The following is a 17516-nucleotide window of genomic DNA, read 5'->3' on the forward strand; positions in this document are numbered from 1 at the left end:
CCGGGCCTGAGCGTTCTCATCGGCGACGGGCCCGAGCGTGTGTTTCAGGGTGTCCGAGCGTGTGTTTCAGGGTGCGTGTTTCAGGGTGCCGGAGTGGCGGACTCGCGCGAGTGGGCGAGGGTGTTCCAGAACGACAGCTCGTACGCGTGGAGGAGGCGGGCGTACCCGATGGCGCGGTCGGGGGTCCAGCCGGTGGCGAGCACGTCGTCCAACGCCCGCAGGCCCAACGCGTCCAGCTCGGGCGCCGGTTCGGCGAAGAAGTCGAAGAACGCGGTGCCCTCGGCGTCGAAGCCGTAGTGCTCGCGCAGCGCCTTGGCGATCGCGGCGCAATAGCCGCCCCATTCGGCGAAGTTCGCGAGAATCGCCAGGAGGGCGTCGTGCGGGTCGCCGTTGAGCGTCAGCCAGGCCACGTAGGCCGGGTACGACTGGCAACCCGGAAGCGGCCGGTACGTGGCCAGGTCGTCGTCCGACAAACCGGTCGCGGCGGCGAAATCCCGCAGCTTCGCCAATGCGAGTCCCTCTCCCGAAGCCACGGTCGAGAAGAACTCGCGTTGCGCCTGGACGTTCGACTGCGCGGCCAAGGCGAGGAATGCTCGCCAATCGCTGCGCACGATGTGGAACTCCTCGGCCGCGAACGCGCGCAAGGTCTCCACAGGGGCCTGACCTGCGGCGATGAGTGGAACCAACAGATTCTCGCCGCCGCCGATCTCCCGTCGGACCCGCGCCAGAAGTTCCGCGCCGCTTCCCGCCATGCCGGTCGTCCCCCTTTGTCGTCGCGACGTCACACTATCGGGGGCGACCCGGATTCCACAGCACCCGGATGACGAGTCGGCCGACACCCATTGACGGCGCTTCGGATCACCGGTCTCATGGCCGCACCCGATGACGCAGACGGGAGCAGGGATTGCGCGCCGCAGGAACCGGGTCGGTCGCGACACGGGACCGACTCTGGTGGTACTACCTCGTCGTCGGGCTGGCCGCCGTCGGCGTCTATTACGCCCTGCCGATCTTCGTGGGCACGATCCCGCTGCGCGTCCTGGTCTACTGCGCGGTGAGCGCCTCGGCCGCCGTCGCGGTCGGGTGGGGACTGCGCCGGCACCGCCCCGAGCACCGGGCGCCGTGGATCTTCCTGGGGCTGGGCCAACTCGTCTACGCCGCCGCCGACACGACGTTCTACACCGCGCACTACGTCCTGCTGCACACCGAATACCCGTCGGTGGCGGACGTCCTCTACCTCGCGCACTACCCGCTCGCCGTCGTGGCCCTCCTGCTGTTGATCCGCCGCCGACGCCGCGACCGCGACCTGCCCGGCCTGCTCGACGCCCTGTCCCTCACGGTCGCGGCCGGTGTGCTGTCCTGGGTGTTCGTGATCGGACCGCAGACCCGCCTGGGCACGCCGCTGCCGGTCGAACTCGCCTCGCTGGGCTACCCGGTGATGGACCTGGCGCTGCTGCTGGCCGCGTTGCGCCTGCTGTTCGGCGCGGGTGCGCGCGGGGCGTCGTTCGTGCTGCTCACGGGCTGGCTCGCGGCCATCCTCACCGCCGATACGGTCTACGTCCTGCAACGCCTTTCGCAGACGTACGCGGCGGGCAACTTCCTCGACGCCATCTGGCTCACCGGCAACCTCGCCCTGGGCGCCGCCGCCCTGCACCCGTCCATGGGCGTGCTCGCCCGGCCCGCCGAACCCGCGCCCGCCCGGCTTACGTGGCCGCGCCTGGTCGTGCTGGCGGCGGGCGCGATCGTGGGGCCGATCGTGTTGATAGTGCAGTACTTCCACGGCGAGCAACGGGACGTGCCCGTGCTCGCGGCGGGGTGCGCGGTGCTGTTCGCGCTCATCGCGAGCCGCCTGGCCGGGCTCGCGGTGGACCAGCGCCGGCTCGCGATCACCGACAGCCTCACCGGCCTGTACGGGCGGCGGCACTTCGAGGCGTGCCTGGACGCCGAGGTCGCCCGGAGTCGGCGCACGGGCGCGGACCTGGGCGTGGTGATCCTGGACGTGGACCGCTTCAAGTCCATCAACGACCGGTTCGGCCACCCCGGCGGCGACCGGGTGCTGGTGGAGATCGCGGCCCGGCTGCGCGCGGTCGCCGGGTCGGGTGCCGTGCTGGCCCGGCACGGCGGCGAGGAGTTCGCGCTGCTGGCCGTCGGCGTGGCCGGGCCCTGCCTGGTCGAGTTGACCGAGCGCCTGCGCGGCGCCGTGTCCCGCACGCCGATCGAGGTCGGCGGACGCCACTCGGTGACGGTCACGGTGTCGGCGGGCACGGCCTCGTTCGCACCGCACCACGGCAGTGCGTCGGCCCTGGTGACCTCGGCCGACCAGGCGCTCTACCGGGCGAAGGAGGAGGGGCGCGACCGCGCCGTCGCCGGTGCCGCCCAGTCGTTCGCCACCCAGCCGTCCGCCACCCAGCCGCCCGACGGCGAGCCGGACGACTACCTCGACCGGCTCGCCGACGCGGTGGACGCCGCACGCGGCACGCCCGGCCGGTCGGCGGAGGTCGCGGAGTGGGCGCGCACGCTCGCCGAACGCCTGAGCCTCGACCCGGCCCAGGTCCGCACCGCCCGCCGCGCGGGCCGTCTGCTGGACGTCGGCCTGATCGCCCACCCGTGCCTGTGGGCGGTGCTGGAACGGGCCGCCTGCGGTCACACCGAGCACCACGCCTTCGACCGACTCCCGGTCCACGGCCGATCCTCGGGAGGAGTGGCCGGTGGCGGTGCCGTCGGGCCCGCGTCGTCGGTGCGGGCCCGGGGTGGTGGGGGCGCGGCGACGAGGTCCCCGGTGCCGGGTTCGGAAGGCGTGGTCGACGCCGGCCCGGGAGGGAGTGGGCTGGACGTCGTGGCCGCGTCCCCGAAGCCTCCGGGGAGTGCGGCCGGCACCGGACCGGTCGGACGCGAGGGGCATGTCGAGACCGGTGCCCTGCTGGTCGCGGTCGCGCCCGACCACGACGACGTGGCCGAGGTGGTGCGTCGGTACCGCGACCCGTGGGACGGAGCCCGGATCGAGGCCCGCATCGTGGCCGTCTGCGACACCTGGGCCGCCCTGCTCGCGGCGGGCACCCCGGCCGACAAGGCGGCCGACGAACTGCGGGCCGCCCGCGCGACCGTGCTCGACCCGGACGTGGTCGACCTCTTCCTGGCGCTGCGGGCGTCGGGGCACGCGGTGGCGGTCAGGGAGGCGACCGCGCACCGCGCACCCGGACGGGCATCCCGCTCCCGGGCGCGGTGGGAGCGGGCGTGACACCGCCCGGCGGACCGGGGGACGGTCACACCGGGCGGTGGGTCTCGCGGGGACTCAGGACTCGGCGGCCAGGATCAGCGACGAGTCGGCGACCTGCTCGAACGAGGTGACCTTGCCGTCGGCCACCTTCCAGATGTGGGTGAACCGGGCGGTCATGGACTTGCCGGTCGCGCGGTGGGTGCCGGCGTAGCGGCCCAGCGCGATCACGGTGTCGCCCGCGTCGAACAGCTCGTCCACGTTCGCCGCGAACGACGACCAGTCCGCGCCGATCTTGAAGAACACGTTCTCCTTGATCGCCTCGACACCGGTGTACGTGCCGGCGTAGGTCGTGCCGTCGCACTCGGTCCAGGTGGCGTCGTCGGCGAGCACGCCGAGCATGCCCGCCAGGTCACCCCGTTCGGATGCGGCGTAGTGGCCCTTGACGACGTCGTATGCGGTCATCTGCTTCCTCACACGGGTTCTTCGTTGGGGTAGGACACCCGGCCCAACGGGATGATGAACGCGCCGCCGGGCGCGTTGCGGATGTCGCCGGCACCGGACAGGCCGAAGAACGCGCCCGTCGTGCGCAGGGCGTCCATGTCGTAGAGCCAGGTCGTGGCGACCGGGATGCGGAACTCGCGGAACGTGAACACGTACTGGTTGTCCGCGATCTTGTACGCGGTCGCCAGGTCCACGTCGCCGTGCCCGAACTGCTCGCCGACCAGGCACTGCCAGGCGTACCGGGTCGAGGACAGGTACACGTGCTCGTACAGGTGGTTCGGGCTGTAGCGGTAGAGCGCCCGGAACCCGATCAGCTCACGGGTCTCGGCCGGCGCCTCGCCCGACGCCTCGACGCCGTCGCCCAGGTCCAGCACGCCCGGCCGGAACCGCTGTGACACCTGCGGCACGCCGTCGACCTTCTCGGCGGCGATGGTCGACTCGACGGTGAGCACCCGTCGGTTCGCCACGTGCACGACGTGCACCTCGGCCACGCGCTCGTTCGCGTCGGTCGTGCGCTCGACGAAGAACGTGCCGGGCACGCCCTCGACCGCGTCGTAGCGGTCGGTGCCGGACGCGTCGCCGACGGACCAGTTCACGGTGGACTCGTCCACGAACGACAGTTCGGTGGTCACGCCGTCGTCGTGGCGCAGCACCCAGCGGGTGCCGACAAGGGCCGAGCTGCGCGGCAACCGGTTGCCGTCGATGCCCTTGGCGAAATCGTCTACGGTCTTCCAGTCAGACAACGGTGTCCTCCCAGACGGGGTGTGGCTCAGACGGGATGTGGCTCAGACGGGATGTGGCCCAGACAGGGTGTCGCTGAGCCAGGTGTGGGCTCAGGCGAGCGCGATGGTGGGCAGGTCGACGGCGCTGGCGCCGGAGTCCGCGGTCAGGTAGATGCCGGTGACGGCGGAGGACTCGGGCCCGGCGAGGAACGCGATCACGTTGGCGATCTCGTCGGCCTCGGCGGGGCGGCGCAGCGGGGTGTTCTCGGTGACGAGCGTGTACGCCTCTTCGCGGGACAGGCCCTTGGTCTCGCCGATGTGGGCCATCTGGATGTCGGCCATGGGCGTGCGGACCCAGCCGGGGCACACGGCGTTGGCGCGCACGCCGTGCTTGCCGTAGTCGCGGGCGATCGAGCGGGTCAGGCCGATGAGCGCGTGCTTGGTGGCGGTGTAGCCGGCCACGGCCGGACCGGCGAACAGACCGGCCAGCGACGAGACGAACACGACCGAGCCGCCGCCGTCGACCAGGTCCGGCAGCGCGGCGCGGACGGTGACGAACGCGCTGGTCAGGTTCGCGTCCAGGGCGAGCTTCCAGTCGTCGTCGGAGGTGTCGGTCGCGGTGCCCAGGCCGTGGCCGCCGGCGTTGGCGACGACGAGGTCCACGCGGCCGAAGCGCTCGTGCGCCTTCTCGATCACGTTGGCCATGGCGGCGCTGTCGGCGGCGTCGGCCGGCACGACGAGCGCGGCGTCGCCGAGGCCCGCGGCGACCTCGTTGAGCGGGTCGGGGCGGCGCCCGGTGAGCACGACCTTGGCGCCTTCGGCGGCCAGGCGCGCGGCGGTCGCCGCTCCGATGCCGGTACCCGCACCGGTGATCAGGGCGACCCGGTCGGCAAACCTCATGGCACTCTCCAACTTGTTGTGCGGCCTCGGCGCGTGGGACGCCGCGGGGGTCTCAGGTCAGGGCCGGCCGGGGGCGTCGGCGACCAGGTCGTGGACCCGTTCGGCGGCTTCGGCCAGGTCGGGCGGGCAGGCGGTGGTCACGGCGTGCACCCGGAGGCCCAGCGGCGCGGCCTCCTTGGCCACCGCCTGGACCAGGGCGTCCACGCCGCCCGCGAGCACCGACCGGTGCAGCGCGTGCGTGCACTGCGCCGTCACGGCGACCAGTACGCCCGAGCGCATCACCCGCAGCGCGGCCCGGGTGGCGTAGAACGTGGCGTCGAGCCCGGCACCCAGGGTGGCGTGCCACCGCTCGTCGTCTATGTCCACAGTGGACAGCTCGGTGCACGGCCCGGTCCACGGCGCGGTGGTGACCAGCACGTCGAGCCGGCCGTAGTGGTCGACGACCGCGTCCACACCGGACGCGAGCTGCGCCGGGTCGGACGCGTCCGCGCGGACCGCCATGCCGCACCAGAGGTCGGCGCCGACCCGCTCCACGGCCGTGGAGTCCGCGTCGAGCACCGCGACCCTGGCACCGGCGGCGTCGAGTCGGTGCGCCACCGCCGCGCCCACACCCGAGCCCGCCCAGGTGACCAGCGCGACCTTGCCGTCCATAACCATGCGCCGGACGCTAGATCGCGAGACACCCTCGTGCCGAGAGGTCCCGGCACGAGGGTGCACCCGCGGTCAACGGCTGTTCACAGTCGAGCAACCACAAGCCCTGTCAGGCTCGCGGGGCTGTGACCTCAGGCACCGAAGCGAGGGGGCTTCAGGTCGCCGACGGCCACGTGGATCGCGCGCGTGTCGCTGTAGAAGTCGATGCTGTGCGCACCGCCCTCGCGGCCCACGCCCGAGGCCTTGATGCCGCCGAACGGCGTGCGCAGGTCGCGGACGTTGTGCGAGTTGATCCACACCATGCCGGACTGGATCGCCCGCGCGACGCGGTGGCCGCGCTGGAGGTTCGCGGTCCACACGTACGCGGCCAGGCCGTACTTGGTGGCGTTGGCCAGCTCGACACCCTCTTCCTCGGTGTCGAACGGCGTCACGCAGACGACCGGCCCGAAGATCTCCTCCTGGAAGACCCGCGCGGTCGGCGGGACGTCGGCGAAGACGGTCGGCGAGAGGAAGTTGCCCTCCTCGGGCAGGCCCTCGGGCTTGCCGCCGCCGGCGACGACGCGACCCTCGGTCTTGCCGATCTCGACGTACTCCATGACCCGCGCGTAGTGCTCGGGGTGGATCAGGGCGCCGACCTCGGTCTTCGGGTCCGACGGCAGGCCCACGCGCACGTTCTTGGCGCGCTCGGCGAGCGCGGCCACGAACTTGTCGTAGATGCCCCGCTGGACCAGCACGCGCGAGCTGGCCGTGCAGCGCTCGCCGTTGAGCGAGAACACGCCGAACACGGCGGCGTCCACGGCGCGGTCGAAGTCGGCGTCCTCGAAGACCACGCACGGCGACTTGCCGCCCAGCTCCATGGACACCTCCTTCAGGTTGTTCGCCGCGGTGCGCATGATGATCTGGCCGGTGCCGCTCTCGCCGGTGAAGGAGATGCGCGGCACGTCCGGGTGTTCGACCAGCGCGGCGCCGGCGTACTCGCCGATGCCGTGCACGAGGTTGAAGACGCCGTCCGGGACGCCGGCTTCCTTCATGATCTCCGGCAGCAGGCTGGCCGACAGCGGCGACCACTCGGCGGGCTTGAGGACCACGGTGCAGCCGGACGCGAGGCTCGGTGCCAGCTTCCAGGTCTCCAGCATGAACGGCGTGTTCCACGGCGTGATCAGGCCCGCGACGCCGGCCGGCTGGCGGACCGCGTAGTTGACCTGCTTCTCGCCGACGAGGAACGCGTCCTCGTGCTGGCCGACGATGACGTCGGCGAAGTAGCGGAAGTTCTCGGCGGCGCGGTGGGCCTGGGCCTTGGCCTGGGTCACCGGCAGGCCGGTGTCGAAGGTCTCCAGCTCGGCCAGGCGCTCCGAGCGGGCCTCGATCGCGTCGGCGATGCGGACCAGCACGTTGGCCCGCTCGCGGTCGGACAGGCGCGGCCACGGGCCTTCCTCGAACGCCTTCTTGGCGGCGGCGACGGCCAGCTCGATGTCGGCCTTGTCGCCCGCGGCGACGCGGCCGTACTCCTTGTTGCCGACCGGGTCGGCGACGGCGAAGGTCTCACCGCTGACGCTGGGCACGTCCTTGCCGTCGATGTGGTGCAGCAGCTCGGTAGGGATGCTCATGGGTGTGAACTCCTGTGGTGCGGAAGGACGGTCGGTCAGGCCTTGGCCTTGGCCTTGGCCGGGAGCAGCAGGTCCTCGGCCTGGGCGCGGAGCTTGTTGATCTTCTCCAGGCCGGCCGGGGTGGGCTCGACCAGCGGCGGGCGGACGTAGCCCGACGAGATGTGGCCCAGGTCGGCGAGCACGTGCTTCGCGGGCGCCGGGTTGGTCTCCACGAACAGCAGGTCGACCAGCGGGTGCAGGCGGTAGTGCAGGTCGATGGCGCCCTGGTGGTCGCCCGCCTCGTACAGCTCGTACATCTTCGCCACGGCGGCCGGCGCCAGGTTGGCCAGCGCCGAGACGAAGCCCCGGCCGCCGATCGCCAGCAGCGGCAGGCACAGCAGCTCGATGCCCGACCACATCAGGAAGTCACGGCCGCACTGGTGCAGCACGTGCGAGAAGTGCTCGAAGTCCTTCGTGGTCTCCTTGATGCCGACGATGTTGTCGTTCGCCTTGCGCAGGCGGGCGACGGTCTCGGGCGCGATGTCCACGGCGGTGCGCGACGGCACGTTGTAGACCACGATCGGCAGGTCCGGGTACTCGTTGGCCACCGTGTGGTACCACTGGAACAGACCCTCCTGGGTGGGCCTGCTGTAGTACGGCGTGATGACCAGCGCGAGGTCGGCGCCCAGGTCCTTGGCGTAGCCGGTCAGCTCCAGCGTGCTCTCCAGCGTGCTGGCACCGGTGCCGGGCAGGAACGGGATCTCGTCGCCGATCTCGTCGGCCACGACGCGCAGCGCGGTCTTGCGCTCGTCCAGGGACTGGACGAGGGGCTCGCCGGTGGAGCCGCCGATGGAGATGCCGTGCGAGCCCTGCTCCTTCTGCCAGCGCACGAGGTTGCGCAGGCTGTCGGTGTCGAGCTCACCGGTCGCGGTGAACGGGGTGACGACGGGGGCGATGGAGCCCTTGATGGTCGTCGGGTCGGAACGGAACCTCATGGCGTGGACTCCCCTGGGAGCGGAGCGGCGGACTTGCTGTCGACCGCGCGGAGGGTGTTGAGCTTGTGGTCGCGGGCGAAGCGCTCGACGACCTCGGCGGGTGCGCCGGCACGGAGCAGGCGCAGCAATTCGTCGTGCTCTTCGACGGACTCCCTGGCCCGTCCGGGCACGAGACTGAAGGTGGAGCGGCGGCTCAGGTCGAGCCGCGCCCACTCCTTCGTGATCAGGTCGCGCAATCTGGGGTTGGGCGACCGGTCGCACAGCAGGAGGTGGAACTCCCGGTTGAGGCGGGTGAAGCCGAGCGGGTCGAACACCGCCAGCGTCTCCCGCATCATGGCGTTGAGCAGCTCGGCGCGGTCCAGGATGGCGTTGGTGAGCCGCGCGGTGGCGACCGCGTGGCCCTCCAGGAGCGCGAGCGCCTCCATGGTGTGCCGGTACTCGTCCTGGGCGAAGTCGGCGACCTGCGCGCCGACGTTCGGTTCGAAGACCACCCAGCCCTCCGCCTGGAGGCGGCGCACCGCCTCCCGTACCGGAACCGGGCTCACGCCCAGCTCCCGCGCGATCCGGTCGAACACGAGCCGCGAGCCGGGGCCGTAGCGGCCCCCGACGATGCGGTCCCGCAGGACCTCGTAGGCGTACTGGGTCTTCGACCGGCCGGCGAGCACCGGCACGGTCATCGCGCCCACTCCTCGTACTCGGCCCGCTTGGCCTTGCCCAGCGGGTAGAGCCCGTCGATGGACTCGCCGGCCTCCACGCGTTCGAGGATGAACTTCTCCTCGTGTTCCTGCTGGACGGAGTCGCGGGCGACCTCGTCCACCAGGGCCGGCGGGATGAGGATGACGCCCTCGGCGTCACCCACGAGGATGTCGCCCGGCCGGACGAGGACGCCCGCGCACGCGATGTCCACGCCGACCTCCCACGGCACGTGCTTGCGGCCCAGGACGGCCGCGTGGGCGCCCGCGCTGTAGGAGGGCAGTTCGAGGTCGGCGAACATCGGGCTGTCGCGGAAGCAGCCGTCGGAGACCACGCCCGCCGCGCCGCGCTTGATCAGGCGCGCGGCCAGGATGTCGCCGAGCGTGCCGGCGCCGTGGTCGTCACGGGCGTCGATGACGAGGATCTGGCCGGGGCCGATCGACTCGACGGCGCGCTTCTGCGCGTTCATGCCGTTGCCGCGCTCGGCGAACTGGTCCTCGCGCAGCGGCAGGAACCGCAGCGTGTGGGCCACACCCACCATCTTCAGGTCCGTGCGCGCGGGCTTGAGACCGGTGAAGAACGTGTGGTGGATGCCGCGCTTGCGGAGCTGGCTGTAGATCGTCGCCGTGCAGACCTCGCGGAGCATCTTCTCGGTCTCCGGCTTGATCGCGGGGACCGCGCCGCCGACGGCCGCGTCCTTGTCGACCTGCGTGACCTTCGGCTGGGCGCCCGGCTTGGGCAGCTCGTCGTCGGACTCGACGATGACGTTGCGCAGGCGCTCGTGGTCGTCGATGCCGACCTCGACCACGTCACCGGGCTGACACGTCGTGGCACCGGTGGGGGTACCGGTGAGGATGATGTCGCCGGGCTCCAGGGTGATCGTGCGTGACAGGTCCGCGATCAGGTACGCGAAGTCGAACAGCAGGTCGGACGTGTTGTCGTCCTGGACGACCTCGCCGTTGACCCACGTGCGCAGCCGCAGGTTCTTCAGGTCCAGGTCGGCGGGGTCGAGGACCCGGCCGATCGGGGTGTAGCCGTCGGAGCCCTTGCTGCGCAGGTTCGAGCCGCGGTCGGCGTAGCGCAGGTCGTGCACGCCGAAGTCGTTGGCCGGCGCCACGCCCGCGATGTACTCCCACGCGTCGGCGCGGGAGACGTTCTTGGCGAACCGGCCGATGATGATGGCGATCTCGCCCTCGAACGCGGACAGCTCGGTGCCCTTCGGGCGGACCAGCTCCGTGTCCGACCAGGCCAGCGACGACGGCGGCTTGACGAAGTACGACGGCTCGTCCGGGAACCGCCCGCGCTCGGCGGCGCGGCTGCGGAAGTTCAGGTGGACGGCGATGATCTTGGACGGCCGGAGGCCGAGGGGGTGGCTCATGAACGCAACCGATCCGGGACGGGGAAGTCGACGATGACCTGGCCGGTACCGCTGCTCGGGAAGTAGTCGCACAGCTGCTCGCCGTGACCGTCGTAGGAGTCCCACCCGAGGATGCCGAACAGCATGCCGGTGTCGGCCATCGCGGCCTCGCCGGTGCAGCGCTGGTTGTAGGCGGGCAGCGCGGACAGGAACTCCGCGATGCGGCCCTCACGCCACTGGTCGAGCACGAGCCGGTCGATCTGCTCGTTGTACGGGTTGCTGATCGTGTTCAGGTACTCCGACGAGATCTCGTTCGGCGGGAACTGGTGCGACAGCGAACCGCTGGCCAGGAAGGCGATCTTGCGGTCGCTGCGCAGCGCGGCACGGGCGATGGCCTCGCCCACGCGCCGGTTCTCCTCGATCGTCGAGTAGATGTTGCACCCGATCGGGAGGACCCGCAGCGGCTTCTCCTCGCGGTTCATGAAGTGCATCGGCACCAGCGTCGCGTACTCGAGGCCGAGGTCGCGGACGTCGTGCACCATGGACTTCTGCCCGCCGGCGCGGATCTCCTCGCCGATCAGCTCGGCCAGCTCCGCGTCACCGGGGTAGTCGTACTCCAGGTCCGAGATGAAGTGCGGCAGCTCGTGCGACGCGTAGCTGCCCTGGTGCCTGGCCTTCCCGTTCACGTGGAAGCCCATGCTGTTCATCCAGTGCGAATCGGCGACCACGAATGTGTCGGCGCCGCGCTCGCGGGCCCGACGGCCGATCTCGGCCAGGCCGAGCTCGGCGGGACGGCGGATGCCGTAGTTCTTCCCGGGTTGGATGGAGAGCCAGATCGACGGGACGTGCGTGATCTTGGCGGCCAGCACTACCTCACCCATGGTCACCTCCGCATAGGGGATCGTGTAGCGGATCGCATACGATCCGGGCGAGCGATCGACTTCGAAGCCCGCCCTGAAGGTCTAACAGGACGGAGCTACTGTGGTGTTGACTAGCGACGCACGGACGTTGTCCGCGAGTGCACCGGTTGACTTGCCGTTCACGGTCTGGCAACGGACCCTTGACGGGAGGGTGGCCCGCGGACCTACTGTGCGTCACCCAGTGTCACATGGCACGCCAAGGAGGGCGATTCGTGTCCTACTCGCTGAGCACCACGGGCGTGCCCGCCACACAGCAGTTCGACCTGTGGCAGTCGGCCGTCTCGCAGACCTTCGTGCCCCTGGAAGCGACGACCGGCGAGCACGGCCCGTTCCGGGGCCGGCTGCGCGGCCAGAGCCTGGGCAGCGTCTCCGTGTACGAAGCGTCCGCGGACGCGCACACGGTGCGACGGACCGCGCGCACGATCTCCCGTGCGGCGCCGGACTTCTACAAGCTCAGCCTCCAGTTGCACGGCACCGCGAAGCTGAGCCAGGACGGCCGGCAGGCCGCTTTGCGCCCCGGTGATTTCGCCATCTACGACGTGACGCGTCCGTACACATTGGCCTTCGAGGACGTGTCGTCCACTTTGGTCCTCATGTTCCCCCGTTCGATGCTGTGCCTCCCGAGTGGACAGGTGGAGAACCTGACCGCCGTGCGGTTCGTCGGCGGCCAGGGCGTGAGTGGAATCGTCAGCACGACGCTCGTGCAGTTGGCCCGCAACATCGACGACCCGCAGGTGCACGGCAGCGTGCGGCTCGCGCGCAACGTCGTCGACCTGCTCGGCACGGCGCTGGCCGACCAGGTCGAGTACACCGACGTGCCCGCCGAGAGCACCCGGGCGGCGATGCTCGTGAAGATCAAGTCCTATGTCGAGGCGCACCTGGAGGACCCCGAGCTGTCGCCCGGCGACATCGCCGCGGCCCACCACATCTCGACCCGCTACCTGCACAAACTGTTCAGCGAGGCCGGGACGACCGTGTCCGCGTGGATCAGGCACCGCCGGTTGGAGCGCTGCGGGCAGGACCTCGCCGACCCGGGCAAGCACCAGTTGGCGATCGGCGTCATCGGTGCCCGCTGGGGGCTGGTGGACGCGTCCTACCTCAGTCGCGCGTTCAAGTCGGAGTACGGCTTGTCCCCGTCGGAATACCGTCAGCGCAGCGTCGAACACCGGGCGCGCTGACGGTCAAGTCCTGTGCGCGTGTATTCAAACTGATCCGGTCGCCCCCGCCCCACACTTACCGCCGGAAATACCTGTGGAGGGGAGCCGAAATGCGCTCGACAGCTCTGTACATCGACGGCCGTTGGGTCGACGGTGCGGATTCGTTCACCACGACCGACCCGGCGACCGGTGCGGCGTTGGCGCACGTGGCCTCGGCGTCGGCCGCGGACGTCGACGCGGCGGTCGCCTCGGCCCGCAACGCGCTGCCCTCCTGGACCGCGACCCCGCCGTCGGTCAAGGCCAAGCTGCTCTGGAAGCTCGCGGACCTGATCGAGGCCGACGGCGACGAGCTGGCCGCGCTCGAGACCAGCGACCAGGGCCAGCCGCTGGGCATCGCGCGCAACGTGAGCGTGACCGGCGCGGCCGAGCACTTCCGCTACTTCGCGGGCTGGGCGACCAAGATCGACGGCACGGTCAACACGGTGTCGTTCCCGAACACGCTCCAGTACGACCGGCGCGTGCCGGTGGGCGTGTGCGCGTTGATCGCGCCGTGGAACTTCCCGCTCATGATCATGGCGTGGAAGCTCGCGCCCGCGCTGGCGTGCGGCAACACCACCGTCCTCAAGCCCGCCGAGCAGACCTCGCTGACCACGGTCCGCCTGGTCGAGCTGGCGGTCGAGGCCGGCTTCCCGCCCGGTGTGATCAACCTGGTGACCGGTGGTCCCGAGACCGGCAAGGCGCTCGTCGCGCACCCCGGCGTGGACAAGGTGTCGTTCACCGGCTCCACCGAGGTGGGCCAGGCGATCGTGTCCGCGTCGGCGTCCGACCTCAAGCGCGTGACGCTGGAGCTGGGCGGCAAGACGCCCACCGTCGTGGCCCGCAGCGCCGACATCGACGCCGCCGTGGCCGGGACCGTCGCGGGCGGCCTGCTCAACAGCGGCCAGGTCTGCGCCGCCTACGCGCGGCTCTACGTCGACTCGAAGCGGCGGGACGAGTTCACCTCGAAGCTCGCCGCCGCCGTGGCCGGTCTGCGCATCGGCGCGGGTGCCGACCCGTCGACCGAACTCGGCCCACTGGTGACGGCCGAGCACCGGACCCGGGTGGACGGCTTCGTGCAGCGGGCGATCGCCGCCGGTGCGACGTTGGCGACCGGTGGTTCCGTTGTGGACGGACCGGGCAACTTCTATCACCCGACGGTCTTCGCGGACGTCAAGGACGACATGCAGATCGCCCGCGAAGAGGTGTTCGGCCCGGTGCTCGCCGTGCTGGACTACGACGACGAGGACGAGCTGCTGGCGCGCGTCAACGACTCGCCGTACGGCCTCGCGGCGGCGGTGTGGAGCGACGACCTGCGCTCGGCGCACCGGCTGGCCGACGGCATCCGCGCGGGTGCGGTGTTCGTGAACATGCCGTGCATCCCGGACGCGGCGGCGCCGTGGGGCGGCTTCCGCTCCAGCGGCTGGGGCCGTGAGATGGGCCCGTACGCGATCGACGCGTACACCGAGGTCAAGGGCGTGTGGATCCACCACGGCGCCTGATCTCCTCCAGACACGCGTCGGCGGGCGCCCGATCCCCGAGCCCGCCGACGCGTTCCACTTCGCGAGTCATGCATTCGGACACCGCGAGTTGTACGTTCAGGCACCGCGAAATGTGCATTCAGGCACCAAGGCTGTCCGGCCATGCCAGGCCGAGTGCACATTTCATGGTGTCCGAACGCACAACTCGCGGTGTCTGAACGTATAACTCGCGCGTTCGGTCAGATCCAGCCGGGGTCCAGGCCCCGGGTCAGGCGGGACAGTTCGCCCAGGCCGGTGGGCGAGGGGCGGACGTAGCCGGCACGGGCGGCCACGCCGGCGGCCTCGCCCCGCGACTGGCAGTCCAGCTTGGTGAGCAGCCGCTCGACGTAGGTCTCCACGGTCCGGCGTGACACGACCAGGCTCTCGGCGATCGCCTGGTTGCTCAGCCCGGCCACCAGACCGGTCGCGATGTCCAGTTCCCGCGCGGTCAGACCCGCGTGGTTCTCGAACGGCGTGCACGCGACGATGACGCCGCTGCGCGGACCGTCGACCACGCGCAGCAGCCGGACGCGGTACCAGCCCTCCCGGCCCGGCCACAGGAACGGCACCGTCCGCACGCCCAGGCCCGCGAACGAATCCGCCAGCGCCCGCAGCGCCGGGTCGCCGGCGATCGGCGCGGGGGAGCGGTCCGACACCGGCGCCACGGCCGGCAGCAGCCACGACGCCGACCAGTGCTCGTCGAACCACGCGTCGAAGCGCGGGCAGTGCAGCGGGTCGACGCGGCGGGCCAGGGCGGCGCCCACCGACGCCACGAACTCGCGGGTCTCCTCGGTGAACGAGTAGCGCACGGGTGCGTTCATGTGCAGCACGCCCACGACCTGCCGTCGGCCGACCTTCAACGCCGCCGAAAGACCGTCCTCGAAACCGGCCGGCCTCAACCTTTCCTGGTAATGCGGTGAATCACGGAAATCGTGCGGCATGTTGTCGGTCATCAACAACGGCACGGCGGAATCGAACAGCTGGCCGCCCCACCGCGTCCGCGGCAGCTCGTGGGCCAGTTCCTGGCTGCTGGACCGGTTGTACCCGTCCTCGGCCATCACCACGAAGCGGCGCACTACCGGGTCCCACCCGTTGATCTGCACGGCACACATCTGCGGCATCGCGGCGCGCAGTGCCCCGAAGACCTCTTCCCACTCCACCGCCGCGCCACTGCCCAGCGCGGAACCGAGTCGCACCGCCGCCGCGATGCGCGTGGAGTTCATCGGAAACCTCCTGGTGGGTGGACCGTCAAACCTACGGTGCGTGATGTGATCGCGACAATAGGGTTGACCCGCAGCGCACCCCAACGGTGCGCTGCGGGTCAAATGCGGTTCCCACCAGGGCAATACTCAGTGGCCGGTCGGGTCCACCACGTCACGGTCCAACCACAGGCCGTCGACGGCCTTGCGCAGCTCCAGGCCACGCGTCTCGGCCAGTTCGACCGCCTTCAGGTTCTGCTCGAGCTGGGTCAGCCTGCTGCACCCGACCAGCACCGTGGACACCGTCGGGTTGGCCAGGCAGAACGCGATGCCGGCCTGCGCCGGGGTGGCGTCGAACTCGGCCGCGATCGCGGCCAGGCCCCGCCCGGCGTCCGCGATCTGCTCGCGGATGCCGCCCGGGTCACGTCCGATCATCCGCTCGGGCTTGAAGTTGCCCGCGAGGATGCCGCCCTCAAGCACGTCGGACGCCTGGATCGTCACGCCCAGCTCCTCGACCAGCGAGCGGAACGGTGCGCCGTCGGGGATCGACCGCCGCACGACGCTGTACTTGAGCTGCGCCATCGACGGGCCGGGCACGCCCTGCTCGGCCGCCGCCGCGTGCGCGGCCCGGATGTGGTCGACCGACCAGTTGTTGACGCCCCACGCGCCGAGCTTGCCCTGCGCGACCAGGTCGCCGAGCTGCTTGGTCAGCAGCTTCATGTCCGGCTCGGTGCCGAACAGGTCGCCCAGGACCGCGTAGTCGGCGTAGTCCGTGCCCACCCGGAACAGCAGGCGGTCGAGCTGGTCGCCCATGTTCTGCTCGGGGAAGTAGTTGATCCACAGCTTCGCGGAGATCTTGTAGTTCTCGCGTGCGATGCCGGCGGCCTGGACGATCCGGCCGAACAGCACGTCGGTGTACGACTCGGGCACGGGCTTGCCGTCCAGGCTGAACCCGCCGTAGTAGCCCACGTCGAACAGGTCGACCCCGGCCTCGACCGCGCGGCCGACCATCTCGACGGCCTCGTGGAAGGGCATGCGGTCGTAGATGTGCCAGGAACCGAGCGCGAGGACACCGACCTCGGGTCCGTCGCGACCGATGCGACGCTTGGGGATCGTCACCTTAAGCCTCCTTGTGGAACGCGGCACGGAGAGCGGACGCGGCACGGGCGTGCGCGTCCGCGGAGACGCCGAGCTGGTCGACCAGCAGGGCGAAGAAGCCGTGGATCTGCCCCTCGTAGCGGAGCAGTTGCACCGGCACGCCGGAGTCGAGCAACCGGTGCGCGTACTCCTCGCCTTCGTCGCGCAACGGGTCGAACTCGGCGGTGAACACCAGCGCGGCCGGCAGGTCGCGGTGGTGCTCGGCCTCCAGCGGTGCGAGATGCGGGTGGACGAGGTCCTCGGGTTTCGCCGGGTACTGGCGGAAGAACCACTCCATGCTCTCGCGGTCGAGGAAGTGGTCCACAGCGTAGTCCACATAGGACTGCCGCTCGGACGGCGGTGCGATGACCGGCGAGGCCAGGAGCTGGAACACCGGCCGCGGCTCGTCCAGGTCACGGGTCCGCAACGACACCACGGCCGCCAGGTTGGCGCCCGCGCTCTCGCCGCCGACCGCCACCCGCGACGTGTCGACGCCGATCGCGTCGCCCGACTCGACCACCCACAGGTACGCGGCGTGCGCGTCGTCGACGGCCGCCGGGAACCGGTGCTCGGGCGCCAGCCGGTAGTCGACCGACACCACGACCATGCCGACCGCGTTGGCCAGCGCCCGGCACGTGGCGTCGTTCTCGTCCAGCGAACCGAGCACCCAGCCGCCGCCGTGGTACCAGACCAGCGCCGGGAACGGCCCCTCGCCCTCGGGCGTGTACACCCGGACCGGGATCTCGCCCGCCGGTCCGGGCACGGCCCGGTCCACCGCCGAGGCGACCTCCTGCCGGCGGAGCGACGGCCGCCAGGACGCGGCGAACCGCGCCCGGACGTCCGCCGCCGAACCGGCGTCGAGCGGGATCAGCCCGCCCTGCGCCGCCGTAGCCTCGATGACCGCCTGTGCTTCAGGATGCAGAGGCAA

At 71.1% G+C, this 17516-nt stretch carries 16 protein-coding genes; 3 read left to right on the forward strand and 13 right to left on the reverse strand.

Translation table 11 applies throughout. The features are described 5' to 3' along the window. Positions 1-80: 80 nt before the first annotated feature. Positions 81-752 carry a thiaminase II/PqqC family protein gene (locus F4559_RS12885; protein WP_184668683.1) on the reverse strand — a complete coding sequence of 224 codons (672 nt, stop codon included), beginning with the start codon at positions 750-752 and terminating at the stop codon, positions 81-83. Between the two features lie 152 nt (positions 753-904). On the opposite strand from F4559_RS12885, the gene F4559_RS12890 reads away from it, so the two are divergent. After that, entirely contained in the window at positions 905-3235 is a 2331-nt protein-coding gene (locus tag F4559_RS12890; protein ID WP_184668684.1) for a diguanylate cyclase, read from the forward strand. Between the two features lie 54 nt (positions 3236-3289). Here F4559_RS12890 and F4559_RS12895 read toward each other — a convergent pair whose 3' ends face one another. The 9 genes from F4559_RS12895 to hpaD form a co-directional block, all read right to left on the reverse strand. Next, a complete protein-coding gene (locus F4559_RS12895; RefSeq protein ID WP_184668685.1) occupies positions 3290-3676 on the reverse strand; it encodes a nuclear transport factor 2 family protein in 387 nt (128 codons plus the stop codon). An 8-nt stretch (positions 3677-3684) separates the two neighbouring features. Continuing rightward, positions 3685-4458 carry a molybdenum cofactor biosynthesis F family protein gene (locus F4559_RS12900; protein WP_184668686.1) on the reverse strand — a complete coding sequence of 258 codons (774 nt, stop codon included), beginning with the start codon at positions 4456-4458 and terminating at the stop codon, positions 3685-3687. Positions 4459-4548: 90 nt separating this feature from the next. After that, positions 4549-5337, reverse strand: coding sequence for an SDR family NAD(P)-dependent oxidoreductase (locus F4559_RS12905; RefSeq protein WP_184668687.1), 789 nt, complete (start codon positions 5335-5337; stop codon positions 4549-4551). A gap of 57 nt (positions 5338-5394) precedes the next feature. After that, positions 5395-5994, reverse strand: a complete 600-nt coding sequence (locus F4559_RS12910; protein WP_184668688.1) for an SDR family NAD(P)-dependent oxidoreductase — start codon at positions 5992-5994, stop codon at positions 5395-5397. Between the two features lie 125 nt (positions 5995-6119). After that, complete coding sequence (gene hpaE, locus F4559_RS12915; protein ID WP_184668690.1) at positions 6120-7595, reverse strand: 5-carboxymethyl-2-hydroxymuconate semialdehyde dehydrogenase; 1476 nt, start codon at positions 7593-7595, stop codon at positions 6120-6122. A gap of 35 nt (positions 7596-7630) precedes the next feature. After that, positions 7631-8569, reverse strand: coding sequence for a 4-hydroxy-tetrahydrodipicolinate synthase (gene dapA / locus F4559_RS12920; protein WP_184668691.1), 939 nt, complete (start codon positions 8567-8569; stop codon positions 7631-7633). Beyond that, complete coding sequence (locus tag F4559_RS12925; RefSeq protein WP_184668692.1) at positions 8566-9246, reverse strand: GntR family transcriptional regulator; 681 nt, start codon at positions 9244-9246, stop codon at positions 8566-8568. The genes dapA and F4559_RS12925 overlap by 4 nt, the downstream gene beginning before the upstream one ends. Then, positions 9243-10640: a fumarylacetoacetate hydrolase family protein gene (locus F4559_RS12930; RefSeq protein ID WP_184668693.1), complete on the reverse strand. Its 1398-nt coding sequence runs from the start codon at positions 10638-10640 to the stop codon at positions 9243-9245. The genes F4559_RS12925 and F4559_RS12930 overlap by 4 nt, the downstream gene beginning before the upstream one ends. Continuing rightward, the gene (hpaD, locus tag F4559_RS12935; RefSeq protein ID WP_184668694.1) at positions 10637-11500 is read right to left on the reverse strand and encodes a 3,4-dihydroxyphenylacetate 2,3-dioxygenase; all 864 of its coding nucleotides are present in this window, start codon (positions 11498-11500) and stop codon (positions 10637-10639) included. Before hpaD ends, F4559_RS12930 begins: the two co-directional genes overlap by 4 nt. Positions 11501-11751: 251 nt before the next feature. Between hpaD and F4559_RS12940 the strand changes: the two genes are divergently transcribed. Beyond that, a complete protein-coding gene (locus tag F4559_RS12940; RefSeq protein WP_184668695.1) occupies positions 11752-12717 on the forward strand; it encodes an AraC-like ligand-binding domain-containing protein in 966 nt (321 codons plus the stop codon). An 89-nt stretch (positions 12718-12806) separates the two neighbouring features. Continuing rightward, positions 12807-14234, forward strand: a complete 1428-nt coding sequence (locus F4559_RS12945) for an aldehyde dehydrogenase family protein (RefSeq protein ID WP_184668696.1) — start codon at positions 12807-12809, stop codon at positions 14232-14234. Between the two features lie 218 nt (positions 14235-14452). Here F4559_RS12945 and F4559_RS12950 read toward each other — a convergent pair whose 3' ends face one another. From F4559_RS12950 to lipP1, 3 genes are all read right to left on the reverse strand, one after another. Next, positions 14453-15475 (reverse strand): helix-turn-helix transcriptional regulator, encoded by a 1023-nt coding sequence (locus tag F4559_RS12950; protein WP_184668697.1) that lies wholly within the window; start codon positions 15473-15475, stop codon positions 14453-14455. A 126-nt stretch (positions 15476-15601) separates the two neighbouring features. Continuing rightward, entirely contained in the window at positions 15602-16570 is a 969-nt protein-coding gene (locus F4559_RS12955; RefSeq protein WP_184668699.1) for an aldo/keto reductase, read from the reverse strand. A 1-nt stretch (position 16571) separates the two neighbouring features. Next, positions 16572-17516, reverse strand: coding sequence for a LipP1 family hormone-sensitive lipase (lipP1, locus tag F4559_RS12960; protein WP_184668701.1), 945 nt, complete (start codon positions 17514-17516; stop codon positions 16572-16574).

Origin of the sequence: Saccharothrix violaceirubra, from assembly GCF_014203755.1 — a bacterium.
GTDB classification, from domain to species: Bacteria; Actinomycetota; Actinomycetes; order Mycobacteriales; family Pseudonocardiaceae; genus Actinosynnema; species Actinosynnema violaceirubrum.

What these genes read in the sequence shown, in the direction of transcription:
- F4559_RS12905 (WP_184668687.1), bottom strand. Translation starts at nt 5,337, where the DNA reads ATGAGGTTTGCCGACCGGGTCGCCCTGATCACCGGTGCGGGTACCGGC.
- F4559_RS12950 (WP_184668697.1), bottom strand. Translation starts at nt 15,475, where the DNA reads ATGAACTCCACGCGCATCGCGGCGGCGGTGCGACTCGGTTCCGCGCTG.
- F4559_RS12895 (WP_184668685.1), bottom strand. Translation starts at nt 3,676, where the DNA reads ATGACCGCATACGACGTCGTCAAGGGCCACTACGCCGCATCCGAACGG.
- F4559_RS12910 (WP_184668688.1), bottom strand. Translation starts at nt 5,994, where the DNA reads ATGGTTATGGACGGCAAGGTCGCGCTGGTCACCTGGGCGGGCTCGGGT.
- F4559_RS12945 (WP_184668696.1), top strand. Translation starts at nt 12,807, where the DNA reads ATGCGCTCGACAGCTCTGTACATCGACGGCCGTTGGGTCGACGGTGCG.
- hpaD (WP_184668694.1), bottom strand. Translation starts at nt 11,500, where the DNA reads ATGGGTGAGGTAGTGCTGGCCGCCAAGATCACGCACGTCCCGTCGATC.
- hpaE (WP_184668690.1), bottom strand. Translation starts at nt 7,595, where the DNA reads ATGAGCATCCCTACCGAGCTGCTGCACCACATCGACGGCAAGGACGTG.
- dapA (WP_184668691.1), bottom strand. Translation starts at nt 8,569, where the DNA reads ATGAGGTTCCGTTCCGACCCGACGACCATCAAGGGCTCCATCGCCCCC.
- F4559_RS12885 (WP_184668683.1), bottom strand. Translation starts at nt 752, where the DNA reads ATGGCGGGAAGCGGCGCGGAACTTCTGGCGCGGGTCCGACGGGAGATC.
- F4559_RS12930 (WP_184668693.1), bottom strand. Translation starts at nt 10,640, where the DNA reads ATGAGCCACCCCCTCGGCCTCCGGCCGTCCAAGATCATCGCCGTCCAC.
- F4559_RS12925 (WP_184668692.1), bottom strand. Translation starts at nt 9,246, where the DNA reads ATGACCGTGCCGGTGCTCGCCGGCCGGTCGAAGACCCAGTACGCCTAC.